14 protein-coding genes are annotated in these 16337 nt (G+C 64.9%); 8 read left to right on the top strand and 6 right to left on the bottom strand.

From position 1 onward, the window contains the following. Positions 1 to 464 precede the first annotated feature (464 nt). Positions 465 to 1826, top strand: coding sequence for a phosphomannomutase/phosphoglucomutase (locus tag C998_RS0112060; RefSeq protein ID WP_018871128.1), 1362 nt, complete (start codon positions 465 to 467; stop codon positions 1824 to 1826). 284 nt (positions 1827 to 2110) lie between these two features. Here C998_RS0112060 and C998_RS0112055 read toward each other — a convergent pair whose 3' ends face one another. After that, positions 2111 to 2554, bottom strand: a complete 444-nt coding sequence (locus C998_RS0112055) for a transposase (protein ID WP_018871127.1) — start codon at positions 2552 to 2554, stop codon at positions 2111 to 2113. Positions 2555 to 2884: 330 nt separating this feature from the next. Here C998_RS0112055 and C998_RS0112050 point away from each other — a divergent pair, with 330 nt between their 5' ends. The 6 genes from C998_RS0112050 to C998_RS14925 all read left to right on the top strand — a co-directional run bounded on the left by C998_RS0112050 (position 2885) and on the right by C998_RS14925 (position 8839). After that, positions 2885 to 3148, top strand: coding sequence for an AbrB/MazE/SpoVT family DNA-binding domain-containing protein (locus tag C998_RS0112050; RefSeq protein WP_026279611.1), 264 nt, complete (start codon positions 2885 to 2887; stop codon positions 3146 to 3148). Beyond that, the gene (locus tag C998_RS0112045) at positions 3145 to 3525 is read left to right on the top strand and encodes a PIN domain-containing protein (RefSeq protein WP_018871125.1); all 381 of its coding nucleotides are present in this window, start codon (positions 3145 to 3147) and stop codon (positions 3523 to 3525) included. Before C998_RS0112050 ends, C998_RS0112045 begins: the two co-directional genes overlap by 4 nt. 381 nt (positions 3526 to 3906) lie before the next feature. Continuing rightward, on the top strand, positions 3907 to 5499 hold the full coding sequence (locus tag C998_RS0112040) for a mannose-1-phosphate guanylyltransferase/mannose-6-phosphate isomerase (protein WP_026279610.1): 1593 nt from the start codon (positions 3907 to 3909) through the stop codon (positions 5497 to 5499). 84 nt (positions 5500 to 5583) lie between these two features. Continuing rightward, positions 5584 to 7212 carry an aldolase catalytic domain-containing protein gene (locus tag C998_RS0112035; protein WP_018871123.1) on the top strand — a complete coding sequence of 543 codons (1629 nt, stop codon included), beginning with the start codon at positions 5584 to 5586 and terminating at the stop codon, positions 7210 to 7212. A 155-nt stretch (positions 7213 to 7367) separates the two neighbouring features. Continuing rightward, positions 7368 to 8102, top strand: coding sequence for a 3-deoxy-manno-octulosonate cytidylyltransferase (locus C998_RS0112030; RefSeq protein WP_038082057.1), 735 nt, complete (start codon positions 7368 to 7370; stop codon positions 8100 to 8102). Positions 8103 to 8290: 188 nt separating this feature from the next. Beyond that, positions 8291 to 8839 (top strand): hypothetical protein, encoded by a 549-nt coding sequence (locus C998_RS14925; RefSeq protein ID WP_156001323.1) that lies wholly within the window; start codon positions 8291 to 8293, stop codon positions 8837 to 8839. A gap of 21 nt (positions 8840 to 8860) precedes the next feature. On the opposite strand, the gene C998_RS14920 is transcribed toward C998_RS14925, so the two are convergent. From C998_RS14920 to C998_RS0112015, 3 genes are read right to left on the bottom strand one after another with little or no spacing between them, the layout of a single operon-like run. Next, on the bottom strand, positions 8861 to 9616 hold the full coding sequence (locus C998_RS14920) for an AAA family ATPase (RefSeq protein WP_156001320.1): 756 nt from the start codon (positions 9614 to 9616) through the stop codon (positions 8861 to 8863). 3 nt (positions 9617 to 9619) lie between these two features. Beyond that, complete coding sequence (locus C998_RS0112020; RefSeq protein WP_018871120.1) at positions 9620 to 10732, bottom strand: glycosyltransferase; 1113 nt, start codon at positions 10730 to 10732, stop codon at positions 9620 to 9622. Then, positions 10729 to 11976, bottom strand: a complete 1248-nt coding sequence (locus C998_RS0112015; protein WP_018871119.1) for a glycosyltransferase — start codon at positions 11974 to 11976, stop codon at positions 10729 to 10731. The genes C998_RS0112020 and C998_RS0112015 overlap by 4 nt, the downstream gene beginning before the upstream one ends. A gap of 128 nt (positions 11977 to 12104) precedes the next feature. Between C998_RS0112015 and C998_RS0112010 the strand changes: the two genes are divergently transcribed. After that, positions 12105 to 13442: a flippase gene (locus C998_RS0112010; RefSeq protein ID WP_081617449.1), complete on the top strand. Its 1338-nt coding sequence runs from the start codon at positions 12105 to 12107 to the stop codon at positions 13440 to 13442. Here C998_RS0112010 and C998_RS0112005 read toward each other — a convergent pair. Next, positions 13439 to 14308, bottom strand: a complete 870-nt coding sequence (locus C998_RS0112005; RefSeq protein ID WP_018871117.1) for a glycosyltransferase family 2 protein — start codon at positions 14306 to 14308, stop codon at positions 13439 to 13441. The two genes, C998_RS0112010 and C998_RS0112005, sit on opposite strands and share 4 nt — an antisense overlap. 5 nt (positions 14309 to 14313) lie before the next feature. Further along, entirely contained in the window at positions 14314 to 16332 is a 2019-nt protein-coding gene (locus tag C998_RS0112000; protein WP_018871116.1) for a hypothetical protein, read from the bottom strand. Positions 16333 to 16337: the final 5 nt, after the last annotated feature.

Genomic DNA, 16337 nt, shown 5'->3' with positions numbered 1-16337 from the left:
CCCGATCCGCTGAGCCGTTACCGATGTTGCCATCGTTCACCTCCCGAGCTAGCGTAAAACCGTCTGTCGGGGCCTCACCGAACGCTGGCTTGCCATCGATCGTCGGTCCCGAGCCGATCGATTCCTTATCGGCGCTTCAGGTGAGGGGTGGGACGAAGTCTCCTACTGTCTGTGCCGCAGGCCAGATGCCGGCCTCGTCCCTCCACCCCGACAGACCCTTTCTAGGCCTGCCGGGGGTAAACATACAAGGCCGGCCCTCCGGCCGATTCCACGTCCGGCCGATCTCCTGCGCCCGATCGGCCAGAGGCTGGCCTCCTACGGTTGCACCCGCGCCTGATCGGCCAGGGGCTGGCCTCCTACCGGGGCTGTCCGACCTGCGCGGCCCTTCCACCTTTCGGCCCCGGGCGGTAGCCTTCCTGACACGGCTCGCTGCGGGGATCGGCCTCGGGCCCGAAAGGAGGGACATGAACCTGGACTGTTTCAAGGCGTACGACATCCGCGGGCGGGTCCCGTACGAGCTCAACGAGCGGGTGGCGTACACCATCGCGCGGGCCGTTGCGGAGGAGCTGGGGCCGCAGATGGCCATCGTGGGGCGGGACGTGCGCCTCACCAGCCCGGCGCTGGCGGCGGCGGTCATCGACGGGCTCTCCGCCGGCGGCTGCAACGTGGCCGATATCGGCCTGTGCGGCACCGAGGAGGTGTACTTCGCCACTGCCTACTACCGCGCCGGGGCGGGGATCATGGTCACCGCCAGCCACAACCCCATGGACTACAACGGGCTCAAGATCGTGCGCGAGGGCGCGCGGCCGGTGAGCGCGGACACCGGGCTGGAGGCGATCCGCTGGCGGGCGGAGCAGGGCGGGTTTACCCCCCGGGTGCGCGGGCGCACCGGGCGGCTGTACCACCGCGAGGCGTACATCCGCCACCTGCTGAGCCTGGTTGAACCCGAGGTGATGCCGCCGCTGAACCTGCTGGTGAACCCCGGCAACGGCGGGGCCGGCCCGGTGCTGGACGAACTGGATGCCCACCTGCCGGTGGAGATGATCCGCGAGAATGCGGAGCCGGACGGCAACTTCCCCAACGGCATCCCCAACCCCATGCTGGAGGAAAACCGCCGTTACACCAGCGACGCGGTGCTCTCCTTCGGCGGCGACCTCGGCCTGGCCTGGGACGGCGACTTCGACCGTTGCTTCTTCTTCGACTCGCATGGCGAGTTCGTCGAGGGCTACTACATGGTTGGCCTGCTGGCCGAGGCCAGCCTGCGCGCGCAGCCGGGAGGCGGGCAGGGGAACCGGGTTGTGCACGACCCGCGCCTCACCTGGAACACCATCGAGATGGTCGAGGCCGCCGGCGGCGTACCGGTGCAGAGCAAGGCCGGCCACGCGTTCATGAAGGAGACCATGCGCCGCGAGAACGCCGTGTACGGCGGCGAGATGAGCGCCCACCACTACTTCCGCGACTTCTACTACTGCGACTCCGGCATGCTGCCCTGGCTGCGGGTGGTCGAGCTGATGGGGCGGCGCGAGCAGTCCCTGCGCGAGATGGTGCGCGAACGCATGGAGCGCTTCCCCTGCAGCGGCGAGATCAACTTCCGTGTGGACAACATGATGGACGTCATCCACCGCGTGATGGTCGCCACCGACGCACAGTCCGGCCACATCGACCGCACGGACGGCATCAGCGTCGAATTCCCCGAATGGCGCTACAACCTGCGCGGCTCCAACACCGAACCCCTGCTGCGCCTCAACGTCGAGACCCGCGGCGACCGCCACCTCCTGCGCCGCCAGGTCGAACACATCTCTGCCATCATCGAAGCCGGGGAATAACCCCGATGCCCGATCGGCCAGAGGGCTGGCCTCCCACGGGTGCCCCGGCCGGGTCGGCGGGCCCCGGCGGATCGGCGGGCACGGCCCGTAGGAGGCCGGCCCTCCGGCCGATTTTGCGTTCGGGCGACCCCCCCGCGCCGGATCGGTCAACGCCCCGATCGGCCATGGGGCTGGCCTCCTACGGGTGCCCCGGCCGGGTCGGCGGGCCCCGGCGGATCGGCGGGCACGGCCCGTAGGAGGCCGGCCCTCCGGCCGATTTCGGGCTCGCCTCCTGCAGGGCGCGGTTACAGCCATATCGCGTCCCAGTGCGGATAATCGCCCAGATTGCGGACCAGCCCGGCACGCAGCGGATTGGCTGCGATATAACGGGCGATCGGCAACAGCTCCTCCTCTCGCCGCAATGCTCGGTCATGGAACCCCGGCTGCCACACCGCATGCCCCAGACGCCTGGACGTTACGGCCTTGATGGCTCGAACCACGGTGGATAATGATTCCACCTCGCCCAGCGACATCAACCAGTGCAGATGGTCGGGCATCACCACGAAAGCGAGGGTCTCCGCGTGGTTCTCCCTGTCCGCGTAACGCAGCGTACCGATCAGGGCGCGGGCGGCCCACAGATCCCGAAAAACCGGCTTGCGGTCACGCGTGACCGTGGTCACCAGATAGATACGGCCGGGTTCGGAATATCGGCCCCGGCGAAGGGCCTCGGCATGAGGGCGGCCATCCATGGCGCGTTTCTCCAGCTTGTGTTCCCTGAGCCAGAAAGCCTATCGCGCTCCCCGCCGTCCGCCAACCTCCGGGGCTGGTCGGCCGGAGGGCCGGCCTCCTGCCCGTCCGGGGTGGGGTTTGTGGGAGGCCAGCCCCCTGGCCGATCGGGCGCAGGTGGTTGCCCGGACGTGAAATCGGCCGGAGGGCCGGCCTCCTACACGGCCGGGTGCAACCGTAGGAGGCCAGCCCCCTGGCCGATCGGGCGCGGGATGTCGGGGCCTGCGGTTGGCCGTGGTTCGTTGCGCCTTGCTGTGCCATATTGGAGCTGTATGTGGCAGAGGATGAGAGCTGTGGCACAAAACGAAAACGAGGTGCAGGTTGGCGCACAAGGCAGGGTGGTGATCCCGGCGGCACTGCGCAATACCCTGAAACTGCGCCCGGGCGACCGCCTGGTCGCGCGTCTGGTCGGGGAGAGCCTGGTGCTGGAACGGCGTGAGATCGTCGAGCAACGGCTCCGTGATCGATTCAGGCACATCCCGCGGGACGTCAGCCTTGCGGACGAACTCATTGACGATCGGCGGCGCGAAGCCGGGCATGAACATGGTGAACCATGACCACCGTGCTGGATGCTTCCGCCCTGCTGGCCTTTTTGCATGACGAGCCGGGCGGAGACAGGGTGGCGCGTGCCCTCGACGGCGGCTGCGTGTCCACCGTGAACTGGTCGGAGGTTGTCCAGAAATCCCTGCAGAGCGGGGTGGACGTCCGGGGCATGCAGCAGGAGTTCATGGATGTCGGGCTGGTGTTCGAGCCATTCACGGCGCAACAGGCCGAGCTGGCCGCACAGCTGTGGGAATCCTCCCGCCGACATGGCCTGTCAATGGCCGACCGTGCGTGCCTCGCGCTGGCCAGAGACAAGGCCCTCCCGGTCCTGACCGCCGATCGGGCATGGAGCCAGCTGGACCTGGACATCGAGGTTCGCTCGCTGCGGTAACCCCGCCAGCCGCTCGTATCCGGGGCCTGGCCGACGGGGCAAGACTGGCACCGGGCAGATCGACCGGAGGGCCGGCCTCCCACAGGGCGGGATGGGGTCGTAGGAGGCCAGCCCCCTGGCCGATCCGGCCCTGGAGACAGCCCGGACGCACAATCGGCCGGAGGGCCGGCCTCCTACAGGGAAGGGAGGGGGTAGGAGGCCAGCCCCCTGGCCGATCCGGCCCTGGAGACAGCCCGGACGTACAATCGGCCGGAGGGCCGGCCGCCCACAGGGCGGGATGGGGTCGTAGGAGGCCAGCCCCCTGGCCGATTTGGCCCCGATTCGGCCCCGATACGGCCCCGATACGGCGGTCGGAGGCCCGCACTGGGGTATGATGCCGACATGGACGATACCGTGATCCAGCCCGTGATCCTCGCCGGCGGTTCCGGGACCCGCCTGTGGCCGCTCTCGCGCGAGGCGCATCCCAAGCAGTTCCTGGCCCTGCCGCAGGCCGATGGCCCGACGCTCCTGCAGCAGACCCTCGGCCGCGTAACCAGCGCCTTCGCCGGCTCGACCACCCCCCGCGGGAGGCCGGCCCTCCGGCTGACCAGCTCCGGCGCCCGATTGGCCGGAGGGCCGGCCTCCTACCGGGCAGGGTTTGGTTGTAGGAGGCCAGCCCCCTGGCCGATGCCCCCGGAACCTGCTGCGGAGCCAGATCCGGGGCCAGCCCCACACCCCGCGCCAGGCTTCGCCCCCGCCCGGATCATCGTCGGCGCCGAACACCGCTTCCTCGCCGCCGAACAGCTCCGCAGCGCCGGATACACCGACCTGCCGCCGCTGGTGCTGGAACCCGAGGGCCGCAATACTGCCCCCGCCATCGCCCTGGCCGCGGCCTGTGAAGAAGCCGCCGGCCGCGACCCGCTGCTGCTGGTCCTGCCCGCCGACCACCACATCGCCCGCACCCGCGACTTCCACGCGGCCGTGGCCCGCGCGACCCCGCTGGCCGAAGAAGGCTACCTCGTCACCTTCGGCGTCACCCCCGAGCGCCCCGAGACCGGCTACGGCTACATCCGCCGCGGCGAGTCACTGGGTGATGCGGGCGCCCGCGTGGCCCGCTTTACCGAAAAACCCGACGCCGCCACCGCCCGGCAATACCTGGAAGAGGGCGACTACCTGTGGAACGCCGGCATCTTCCTGTTCCGCGCCTCGCGCGTACTGGCCGAACTCGAACGCCACGCCCCCGACATCCCGCGCGCCGCGCGCGCCGCCATCGCCGATGCCCGGCACGACCTCGACTTCCTCCGCCCCGACCCCGACGCCTTCCGCCAGGCCCCCGCGCGCTCCATCGACTACGCCGTGATGGAAGCCACCGAGGCCGCCGCCGTCACCCCGCTGGACGCCGGCTGGACCGACATCGGCTCCTGGGAAGCGCTGGCCGCCCTGCAGGCCCCGGACGCACAGGGCAACCACACCCGCGGCGATACCGTCCTGGAAGACTGCACCCGCAGCCTGGTGGAAGGCCACGACACCCTGGTCGCCGCCCTCGGCCTGCAGGAGACCGCCGTGATCGCCACTCCGGACGCCGTATTCGCCGCACCCCGCAACCGGCTCCCCGAACTGCGCGCCCTGGTCGAACGCCTGCGCGAACAGTCCCGCCCCGAGGTGCACCAGTACCCCACCGTGCACCGCCCCTGGGGCCACTACCGCAGCATGGAGACCGGCGAACGCTACCAGGTCAAACACCTGCACGTGCGCCCCGGCGCGCGGCTCTCCCTGCAGCGCCACCGCCACCGCGCCGAACACTGGATCGTGGTCGCCGGCACCGCCCGCGTCACGCGCGGGGAAACCGTATATGATGTGCGGGAAGACCAGTCGACCTACATCCCCCTGCACGAGATCCATTGCCTGGAGAACCCGGGCGAGGAACCGCTGGAGGTGATCGAGGTGCAGACCGGGGATTATCTTGGAGAAGACGACATCGAGCGAATCGGGTGAGTGAATGTTGAGGCGAATGATTGGCGTCGGAAATGGGGTATTGCCAAGGTTGCGCCGCTCAGAACATAGGTCGAGGACTGTCCCATGGTGAGGGAATCCGAATGCTTTCTGCTGGATTGCACCTTCCGCGACGGTGGTTACTACACCGACTGGGACTTCCCCGCCGGGTTGATTCAGGACTACCTGCGCGCAATGGCCGCGGCCGGTGTGGACATCGTCGAACTGGGCATGCGTTCGCTAAAAAACGAAGGGTTCAAGGGGGCCTGTGCCTTCACCCCCGACGACTTCCTCAGGAGTCTGGAGATCCCCGACACTCTGGCCCTGGGTGTCATGGTGAATGCCGCCGAACTGCTGCAGGACGGTCAAGTGAGCACGGCCGCCCTGGAAGCCCTGTTTCCCGAACCCGCGCAGACCTCCCCCGTCGACCTGGTTCGCATCGCGTGCCATGTGCATGAGCTGGTGCCTGCGCTCCCGGCGGCTACCTGGTTGAACGAGCGCGGCTACCGCGTCGGCTTCAACCTGATGCAGGTGGCGGATCGCAGCGAACAGGAAATCGCCGGTCTGGCCGCCGAGGCCACGCAGTGGCCGGTGGAGGTCCTGTATTTCGCGGACAGCCTGGGCAGCCTCGACCCGGAGCGCACCGCCGCCATTGTCCGGACCCTGCGCGAGAACTGGTTCGGCGCCATTGGCATGCACGCCCACGACAACATGGGGCTGGCACAAACCAACGCGCTGCGGGCCGTCGACGAGGGTGCGACCTGGGTGGATGCGACCGTGACCGGCATGGGCCGCGGGCCCGGCAACCCGCGCACCGAGCACATGGCGATCGAGATAGCCGAACGACGGGGCGAAGCGCCCAACCTGGCCCCGCTTCTGGAGCTGGTGCGGCGGAACTTCGAACCCATGAGGCAGCAGTACGGCTGGGGCACCAACCCGTATTACTACCTGGCTGGCAAGCACGGCATCCATCCGACGTACGTCCAGCACATGCTTTCGGATGCCCGGTTCGACCCGGAGGATTTGCTCGCCGTGATCGATTACCTGAAGGGCGTTGAGGCACATCAGTTTTCGCCCTGTACGCTGGAGTTTGCCCGTCACTTTTACCCCAGCGAACCTTCCGGATCTTGGGATCCAGCTGAGGAGCTTTACGCTCGTGAGGTGCTGATCCTGGGTGCGGGTCCGAGTGCGCATGCCCACCAAGATGGCCTTTCAGCATTCATTCGCTCACGAAAACCCGTGGTGATCGCCCTAAACACCCAGCAGCCCGTAGACGAATCCCTGATTGACTACCGCGCTGCCTGCCACCCGATCCGCCTATTGGCCGATGTCGAGGACCACTGCCGTCTCAGATCGCCCCTGATTACGCCCAAGACCATGCTGCCACGCCCCGTGCAGCTTGCGCTGGGCCCAAAGGAAACCCGAGACTATGGCTTGCAGATCGTGGCGGACCAGTTTGCCCCGCAGAGCAAATATGCTGTGATCCCGAGTTCCCTCGTGATCGCTTATGTGCTAGCCGTGGCTGTTCGTGCTGGACCTTCTAATATCTATTTGGCGGGATTTGATGGGTATGGTCCAGGTGATCCTAGGACGCTTGAAGTAGACCATATTCTTGCTGTGTATCAGGGGCTTTCTGGTTCGCCTCCGCTCATCTCTCTAACCCGGACGCAGTACTCGTTGGCCGCGCGTTCTCTGTTTTGTCCCTTCCACGAGTAGATGATAATTTTCTATTTCCGACCGAAAAAACTATCGGAGCCGTACTAGCTGTGCGCCATGGTCTGTATGAGATAATAAAAAGATCGAAGCGATTGTCGGTCGATTCAGCGGAAAATCCACCAAGCTGATCGGCCTGTTATTAGGTGTAATAAATCATGGAACCACTTATCGTTATTCCTGCGCGTTATTCATCAACGCGATTCCCGGGTAAGCCATTAGCAGAAATCGCCGGAAAAACATTGCTCCGACGGGTCTGGGAGCAGTGTGCCCCTGTCTTGGGGGCCGAGCGTGTCGTAGTAGCCACAGATGATGAGAGAATCCTTGAGCACTGTGTGGAATATGGCATGCGCTACGTCCTCACGCCAAGTGCCTGCGCCACCGGGACTGACCGTTTGGCGGTGGCGGCGAATAAGCTAGAATCCGATTTGTATATTAACGTCCAGGGCGATGAACCTCTTGTAGACCCTAAAGATATTGAGAAAGTTATTTGTGCTGCGAAAGAGGCACCTGGGGAGGTTGTGAATGCATATTGTGTTATCGATAATGAAGACGATTATCTGCGCAGAACCATCCCTAAGGTTGTGATGCGCCCTGATGGCCGCCTGCTATATATGAGTAGAGCCCCTATACCGGGTGAAAAAGGAGGTATGTTTGTCAAAGCCTGGAAGCAGGTCTGTATATACGCTTTCCCGCCGATCGCCTTGCGGGACTTTTCGGCTCATGGGGAAAAGTCTGAGTTGGAGGCCATCGAGGATATCGAAATTTTACGGTTTGTCGAGTTGGGCTATGAGGTGAAGATGGTTCCGGTCGGGATGAGCTCCATTGCCGTAGACACCCCGGAAGACGTTCGTCGCGTCGAGCGGGTCTTGGCAGGGCGTCTCGTAAAATAACTGGGACTCGTTTTTGAAGGTGTGGTTTTTGTTGATTTTGCATCAGGGGTGTGGTGGTTGGTGTGAAAGTGCTTGTCTTGGGTTCGAAGCCGTCGGCCCCATTGCCATTAATATCGCCGGATCACATATATTGTGCAAATGGAGCAGTAATGCGGGCCCGGTATGAAGCATATTGCGATGCTTCTCGCGTGACTTCCATTATCGCGACGGGGCAGTTGGGAGATCACCGTATCCGGCAAATGGTGATCGACGCTAGACCTGATGAGATAATTGGTAGAAAAAGCAAGCCGCTCGCGAGCGACGTTTTTTCTAAGTATCTACCAGGTGTGCACATTTGGAATATTGATACTGAGAGCCAATTCAGGCTGCAGAAGAAGTACTTTGGGGTTGCGGCTTATATCGGTTTGGTCAATTCGCCGAAAATTTCAAAAAAGGTGTTCCGTATCGGCAGATGGTTGTTCGGGCGCGGTGAGATCTTTGGTTGTAGTACTGGCCTATGGTCTGTGGTGTATGCATTGGAGGAGAATCCAGAAGCGACGGTGTATGTGTCGGGCGTAGGTTTGCAAGGCGGGAGTCATTGGTATCGGGATGGGGTTTTCAATGACGATACGGCGATGAAGGACCGGATCTTGGCGCCTCGTTTGCCAGAGAGGGAGAAGAGGCGGGTTAAGACAACGGACCCCGTGTTCTCAGAACTTGTCGGGGTGGAGTTGGTGGAGGGTTTTGTTTTGGACTGAACGAGTCAGCTTATGCGTTGGCTATAGCAGAGTCTGAAGGTCACGTTCTATGTTCTCTACGAGTGTAGGCCCTTGTATTGTGGCACCTTCGGTGGATTTGGCTATGTGGTCTGCGAGTTCGATATAGCTGGCCATGTTGGAAGTGTGATCGTGCAGGGGCTGTTTGCGGTTTTGAATTCTTTGTGTGGCCGTGTCGGTGTCGACATGGCAGTGAATGATTCTTAATGGGTTGGATGGGGCCTGGTTACGAATGGCCAGGTATTGATCGAGGTAGTTCTTGGGGTCGGGATGATGCAGTGCCAGTGCAATGCTGGCCTGGGTAATCGATTCGTCGCAGAGTACGGGTCCTGCGGGGGAGTGATACTGGCGGGTCTGAATCAACGCAACATCAAGGCAGGCGCGATAAAGTAACTGGGTGCGCCGCGCGATCTGTGTAGCGTCGCCGCGAAGCGGCCCCAGTTCGCGATGGGTGTGTTCGATCACGGGGATAAGGTCTTCACTTCGGTCTGCGAGGGCACGCCAGGCGCTGGACGGGGTAAGTTGCTCGGCGAGGATATACCGCAGTGATGGAATGGTGCAGGCGGCCGTGTACCCTAACGCGGCCAGTCGGGATTTTCGGCGGATCTCGCGGGCGAGAATCTTCGCCTTGGCCGTGGACGCGGATTCGGGACGCGGACGCAGAGTGGATGCTCGGCTGAGTTGTCGGACCAGGGTGGTCTTTCCGGATCCCGGGGCACCGATCAGTTCGATGATTGGAGGAGAGGTGTCCATGGCCATATTTTATGGGCGCGAGGCGAGCGGGTGAACAAAGTCGATGAATGAATTGGCGCGATCGTGCCACGTGTCGCGTGCCGTTGAACCGGTCCACTCCGGGGGGGTGGCGAGCGCGTTTTCGATTGCGTTGGCGAGTTCGGCCGGGGAGTCGGGCGGGTATGTCGAGACGACGCCATGGGGAGTGTGTGTTGAAGCAAACGGCCCGGTACGGGCGGCGACAACAGGCAAGTGGCACGCCAGCATCTCGTGAAGCTTCTGGGGGTAACAATAGCTTCCGAATTGGCCGGGGACGTTGCAGATGACCCCGACGTCGAGAGCGTTCAGAACCAGTGGCACCTGCGCGACGGATATGTGTCCGAGGTCGTGAACCGGGAGATTGGTGGGTGGTTGCCAGGAGTCATCACGGGGGCCGGCGACCAGCAGGCCTGTGTCTCCACGTTTTGAGCCAAGGATGGCGGCGGCACGACTCAGGATGTCGATTCCGCGGTCGGAGGTGAGTGATCCCGCCGTTCCGAACAGACGCAGATCGGTGGACAGGTCCAGTTGTGCCCGGACCTGGTTCCGGTCGATGGGGCGAAATCGGTGGCCGTCCGCGGCGTTGGGCAAATGCAGGGTTCGGTGGGCACCGTGTTGCGATGCATATCGGCTGAGATCCTGTGAAGCGCATGTTACCGCATGGGCGTTACGGATTGCCGAGTGGAGCAGACGACGGAGCCCGGGAAGCCGGGTGAGACCGAAGGCTTCGTAGTTATCTTTCAGGTCAATGACTGAAGGGATGCCGTACCGGCGGGCCGCGCGTTCGCCGGCGACCGTAATCAGCGCATCCGACCCGGTCCAGATGAGATCCGGTTCAAAGGTCCGGATCGTCGCGCGGATCGCTCGAAGATAGCGGTCGAAGCGCAGCAAGGGACCGGAGCGGATTGGCAGGACTTCCCAGCTAACTGCCGGGTCGGAGGGCGAGCCATTGTTCCCCTGGTCGGGTCTGTAATCTGCGACCAGGCCGCGGACGTCGTGGCCCTGGTGTGCGAGCTCTTCGGGGATCGCGAAGCATCGGCCATGGAGATGGGTTAGCGCGTCCAGGCCCATGTGATGGCGTTTGGTGAGGACGAGGATCTTCATCCGAGGTCCCGGTAAAGGAGTTGGAAACGCCGGGCGGTCGCTTCGCGATCATAATTCTGCAGTGCGTGGCTCCTGCCCTGGCTCGCGAGGTTTCGTACCCGTTCGGGGTCATTCATCAGGGAGTGCAGAGCGCTGGCGATCTGCTCTGGATCGCCGGGGCGGACACGCAGGCCGCTCTGGTCGTCAGGTATCGGGTCGCGGACCGCGGGCAGGTCGGACGCGATAACCGCGCATCCGCAGCCCATGGCTTCCACGACGACCAGTCCGAAACCTTCCTGGTCGCCGTCCGCGGCTTCAACGAAAGGGAAGACGGCGATGGCCGCGCGTCGGTAATACTCGGGTAGCGCGTGGTGGGGTACCGCGCCATGAAACCTTACCTGGTCGTCTATTCCGAGTTCGCGGCTCTGCGCTTCGAGTTCCGCGCGGAGGGGGCCTTCGCCAACAATGTCGAGGGTCGGGCGTTCCAGTGGTTCAAAGCGTTGGAGGGCGTCGAGGAGATGAGTGAGGCCCTTTTTCTCGACAAGGCGGCCCACAAAGATGAGGCGTCGGGGATCGCGGTCCTGAGGAGGCGAGTCGCCGGGGGTGAACCGCTCGGTCAGGTTGGTACCCATGGGTATGACCGCCGGTGAGGACTCGGGGTGCAGACGCCGTGCTTCTTCGGCCATGGCCTGGCTGACCACGCTGGTGGCGTCTACGTGTTGAAGAACCCAGCGTTTGATACGGGTCATCAGGCCGCCCTTCAAGCCAAAAAGGTCGCCCCCGTGGGAGGTGCAAAGGATCGGGATGTTCGCGCGACCGGCGAGGCGGCGAGCGATCAGCGCGGCCAGTCCCTGAGGAATGAGCCAGTGGGCATGGATGATGTCGACTTTGGGCTTGCGGCGCAGTCGGAGGGCAAGACTGACGATCTGGGCAAGAAAGAAGAAGGGAAGCTGGAGCGCCCGAACGGGTTTCTGTTTGAGCCGTTGCGTCATGCCTCCTTGATAGGCGGCGGACTGCCAGCGAGGGACCCAGTAAACGAAACGGGAGACGGGTATCTCCTCCAGTGTCTCGCGTCTGGCGGCGCCGGGGGCATGCGGGGCCAGGATCTCGACGTCGACATTGGGGCGCAGTGAGCGGGCCAGGTCGAGGATGAAGCGCGGCTCGGAGTCACCGGCCCAGCGCGGTAGCGTGGAGGCCGTCATCAGGACCCTTAAGTGGGGTGAATCCTGTTGGGAAGCATCAACCGTCATGGGCTTGGGCGTCATCCCTGGCTGCGCCGTTTCCTTGCGGCCCGGGGTGTGGTGCCCGGTCCGCAGGTCGAGGTCGGTTACGCGAGTTAGCGTACCATGGCGGGCAATTGACGGGGGCGGTAACACTGCGGGGGCAGCACGGAGTGGGCGAGGCGAAGGATCAGCAAACGGAATCGCTGCGTGATAGCTGGCGGGGCAACGGTCTTGCCGGACGGCTCTTGCGCGGCGGTGCCGGCAGCCTGTTGGCACAGATGGCCGAGGTGCTGCTGGGCCTGGTGCTGCTGGTGCTTCTTGCGCGCGGTCTTGGAGCCGAAGGGCTGGGTGTGTATGCCTTTGTTCTGGCCTTGATGACGCTGCTTTCCGTGCCTACGCGCATGGGGTTGCCGCCGTTGATTGTGCGGGAGACAGCCAGGGGACAGGTGTCCGGCGCATGGGGGCCAGTCCGTGGGCTCTGGCGCTGGGCGCACGGCGTGGCTATGGGGCTATCGGTTCTAGTTGCCCTCGGGCTGGGGGCCGTTCTGGTGGTTGCCGGAGTTGAAGACGAGACGCTCCGTTCAACGTTGCTCTGGGGCGTGTTGCTGGTCCCGCTGCTGGCCCTGCTCGGTATCCGCGCTGCGGCGTTGCGTGGGCTGCGGCATGTGCTGGCGGGGATCCTTCCCGGGCAGGTGATTCGGCCGGGTCTGGCGGTCGTGTTCATCGGGCTTTTGCTGTGGGTGCCAGCTGTGACGCTTACGCCGGATCTGGCGATGGCGATGATGGTCTTGGCCGCTGTGCTGGCCTTTGCGCTGGGGGCGTTGTGGCTTTATCGCGTGCGGCCGAGGGAGATGACGCGGGCGGCGCCCGAGTATGACGCAAGGGCCTGGTTTGCGGCCGCCTGGCCCATGGCGCTGACCCAAGGGTTTCAACAGATCAATCGTTACGCGGACGTGATCCTGCTGGGGATCCTGGCGGCATCGGTGGAAGTGGGCGTGTATCGCACGGCGGCGCAGGGGGCTCTGCTGGTTGCCCTGGGGTTGAAGGCTTTGGATATGGTGGTCGCGCCTTACATCACGCGACTTTACAACAAGGGGGAGTTCCATAAGCTGCAAAAGATGGCGAGGCGAACCGCGCAGGCCGCGCTGGCGTTTGCGGTGCCGGCGGTGTTGGCGTTCGCGCTGATCGGCGAATGGTTACTGGTGACGGTCTTCGGACCGGAATTCGAGGCAGCATGGCTGCCGCTGCTGATCCTGGGGGTGGGGCAGGTTGCGAATGCCGCGTTTGGCACGAATGGAAAACTGCTGAACATGACTGGCCACCAGCATGACCTCACTCGAGTGGTGGCGGTGGCGGCGGGGCTGAACGTGGTGCTGAACCTGGCGCTGATCCCGCTATTTGGTGTGGCGGGCGCGGCGGTGGCCACCAGCGTGAGTCTGGTGGTGTGGAACGTGTGGCTGTGGTTCGTGGTGCGGCAGCGGCTTGGGATTAGCTGTTCGGCGTTTTAGTCGCCTTCGGAGTGTGCATCCTTGTACATCAGCTGGGTAATCTGCTCGGATACCAGGCCGATCAGGAAGATGGTGACGCCGGCGGTGAGCATGAAGATGGTGGCCAGTGAGAGCCGCCCCTGGGTAAGAAAGGTGAACGCGTAGTAGCCCACGCCCAGCAAGCCGTGCAGGAACGCCACGGGCACGAACAGCTTGAGTGGCGAATAGAGCGTGCCGATCTTGAAGATGATCAGCAGGAAGCGGATGCCGTCCTGGATGGGGCGGATATGGCTCTGGCCGATGCGTTTGGCGGCGTGGATGGGCACGTAGCAGACCGGGTACCCGGCGCGGAAGAACGCCATGGTGATGGTGGTCGGGTAGGAAAAGCCGTTGGGCAGCAGGTGCAGGAACTCGCGGAACAGCCGCGCGCGTACCGCGCGAAAGCCGGAGGTCAGGTCGTCGATGCGCTGCCCCGTCATGAAGCTGGCCAGGCGGTTGTAGAAGCGGTTGGCCAGGCCGCGGCCCACGTTGGCCTGCGAGCCGCGCTGGCGCGCCCCTACCGCCATGTCGTAGCCGTTGTCCAGGCGCTCCAGCAGGCGCGGGATATCCGCCGGGTCGTGCTGGCCGTCGGCGTCCATGAACACCAGGATCTCGCCATGCGCCGAACGCGCTCCGCGCTTGATTGCGGCGCCGTTGCCCATGCTGTAAGGCTGGGTGACCACCCGGGCGCCAGCCTCGCGGGCTACCTGTTCGGTTTGGTCGGTGGAGCCGTCGTTCACCACCAGCACCTCGGCCTGCGGGAACTGTTCCACCAGCGCCGAGATCACCGGGCCGATGGCGGCCGCTTCGTTTTTTGCCGGGAGGATGATGCTCAGCTGCGGATCCATGCGCTTTACTCCGGGGTGTCTCGATCGGGCGCCGGAGTCGGTATCGGGTGGCCCGGGTCGAGCAGGTCTTCGTGGATGGTCGAACGCAGGTGCTCGCGTTCGCGCTCATAATACCCGGTCCGTTGGGTGTAGCGTGCGCGCAGGCCGTCGATGAAGGTACCCCGCTCGCGCGTCTCCAGGGACGTGGTCTCCAGGAACGTGAGGGCATCTTCAAGATGGCCGGCGCTGGCGATGCGTGCGGTCACGGCCAGTACCCGGCCGGGCCGCGGTTCCTCGCCCAGGGATCGGCGGTAGGCGGCCACTGCGGGCTCGACTTCGCCCTTGCCGAGCAGTACGTGCCCGCGCCAAAGCTCCAGCGAGGAACCCAGCCCGGGGCGGTTGCGGGCCCGGTCATCGGCCTCCAGTCGGTCGATGATGGCCAGCATCTCCTCGGGTTCGTCCAGCCCGGGGCACTGTCCGCCATGCAGGTATTCCAGAAGCGAGTCGACGTGCGAGCGCTGCACCGAACGGACGGCGCTCATGGACCCCAGGACCTCCAGGGTCGCCTCCAGCGGTTCATGCGGATCGCGGCCGCGTTCGCAGGCCATGCCCACCGCACGGATCCGCCATGGGATCCCGTGCGGGTCGAGTTCGATGGCGCGCCGGATCAGCCGTTCTTCCTCCTCATAGTGGCCGGTTTCGCGCCAGAAATCGGCGAGGTAGTGCTGGGCACGCGCCGAATCGTCCCGGACCTCGGCCCAGGCGCGGGCCTGTTCGAAGGGCTGCCCCCACAGATCGGCCCGCAGCGTGGTCACCAGGGCCAGCGCGGCCACGACCAGCAGGGGCACCAGCGTGCGGGTGAGGGCATCCGGCCGTTTCCAGCGCAGCCAGGCCAGCGCCAGCGGCAGGCCGAGCAGAGCGGCGGCGAGGTGGTTGCGGTGCTCGAAGTAGAGCTCCAGCTGGATGAAGCTGGATTCCAGCAGATGCGCGGCCAGGAAGAACAGGATGGCCGCCGCCAGCGCGGGGAAGCGCAAGCGCCACACAATGGCCAGCGCGGCCAGGGCAATCCAGGCCGCCCAGGCCAGTGCCGTGGTCCAGGGGCTGAACAGCCCGGTAGAGACCGTAATGTGGTCCTGGAACACCCCGCCCGTGACCGGTCGGGGCAGGGCCAGGTGGCCCACGTAATCCCAAAGGATCCGCCCCTGAGTAAGCAGTCGCTCCAGTGCCGTAAAGCCGCGGGTGCCCGGGTCGTCGCTCAGCAGGGCCCCGGCGCGGGTGGCCAGATAGGCGAGCAGCAGTGCGATCGGAACCCCCAGCACGATCCGCCGCCACCAGATAAACCCGCGGGTCGGCTGCAGGCTATGCCGACGCGCATGGGCCGCCAGGATGGTCCCTTCCAGCACCAGCGCCAGCAGCGGCAGCAGGGCCCCGTTTTCCTTGGAGAGGACCGCCAGCAGGCCGAACCCGCCGATACCGCCGGCCATGCCGAGCACCGTGGCGGGCTGCACCTCCGGCGGGTGTGCCAGCCGCGTGCGCACGTACAGCCACAGCCCGGCCAGCACGAACAGCGTGGCGAGCTGCGCCATCCGCTGCACCACGTAAAGCGTGGTGGAGACCCATAGCGGGTGCAACAGCCACAGCGCCATGGCCAGCAGGGCGACCAGCACGGCGGTGCGGGCGTCCGCGTCCAGCGCCCGTGCCAGCCGGTTCAGCAGGCCGAACAGCACCACGCCGATCGCCAGGTGGATGAGGACGTTGGTGTGCTTGAACGGCTCCGGGTCCGCCGGCCAGTTGCGCGCATCGATCAGGAACGAGGCCATTGCCACCGGCCGGCCGGTGGGGCCGGCAAAGCCCGAGAGCACGTACAACCAGAACGCCTGCAGGTTGTCGATGGTGCCGTAAAAGCCCAGCACAGCCAGGTTGGTCAGGTCATCAAAAATGAAATCGCCCGACAGGCCCGGGCGGTAGACCAGCCAGGCGACTACCAGTAGCACGAGCATGGCCAGCCATGTTTGCAGCCGGCACACCAACATGGAGCTCTTCATCGCCT

Source organism: Thioalkalivibrio sp. ALgr3 (assembly GCF_000377325.1).
In the GTDB taxonomy this organism is placed as follows: Bacteria; Pseudomonadota; Gammaproteobacteria; order Ectothiorhodospirales; family Ectothiorhodospiraceae; genus Thioalkalivibrio.
Note: the sequence above shows the minus strand (reverse complement) of the source record. Positions and strands in the feature narration are given on the sequence as shown.

Coding starts and splice junctions, on each gene's coding strand:
- C998_RS0112060 (WP_018871128.1), top strand. CDS start 465: ATGAACCTGGACTGTTTCAAGGCGTACGACATCCGCGGGCGGGTCCCG.
- C998_RS0112055 (WP_018871127.1), bottom strand. CDS start 2,554: ATGGATGGCCGCCCTCATGCCGAGGCCCTTCGCCGGGGCCGATATTCC.
- C998_RS0112045 (WP_018871125.1), top strand. CDS start 3,145: ATGACCACCGTGCTGGATGCTTCCGCCCTGCTGGCCTTTTTGCATGAC.
- C998_RS0112040 (WP_026279610.1), top strand. CDS start 3,907: ATGGACGATACCGTGATCCAGCCCGTGATCCTCGCCGGCGGTTCCGGG.
- C998_RS0112035 (WP_018871123.1), top strand. CDS start 5,584: ATGGTGAGGGAATCCGAATGCTTTCTGCTGGATTGCACCTTCCGCGAC.
- C998_RS0112030 (WP_038082057.1), top strand. CDS start 7,368: ATGGAACCACTTATCGTTATTCCTGCGCGTTATTCATCAACGCGATTC.
- C998_RS14920 (WP_156001320.1), bottom strand. CDS start 9,616: ATGGCCATGGACACCTCTCCTCCAATCATCGAACTGATCGGTGCCCCG.
- C998_RS0112020 (WP_018871120.1), bottom strand. CDS start 10,732: ATGAAGATCCTCGTCCTCACCAAACGCCATCACATGGGCCTGGACGCG.
- C998_RS0112015 (WP_018871119.1), bottom strand. CDS start 11,976: ATGACGCCCAAGCCCATGACGGTTGATGCTTCCCAACAGGATTCACCC.
- C998_RS0112005 (WP_018871117.1), bottom strand. CDS start 14,308: ATGGATCCGCAGCTGAGCATCATCCTCCCGGCAAAAAACGAAGCGGCC.
- C998_RS0112000 (WP_018871116.1), bottom strand. CDS start 16,332: ATGAAGAGCTCCATGTTGGTGTGCCGGCTGCAAACATGGCTGGCCATG.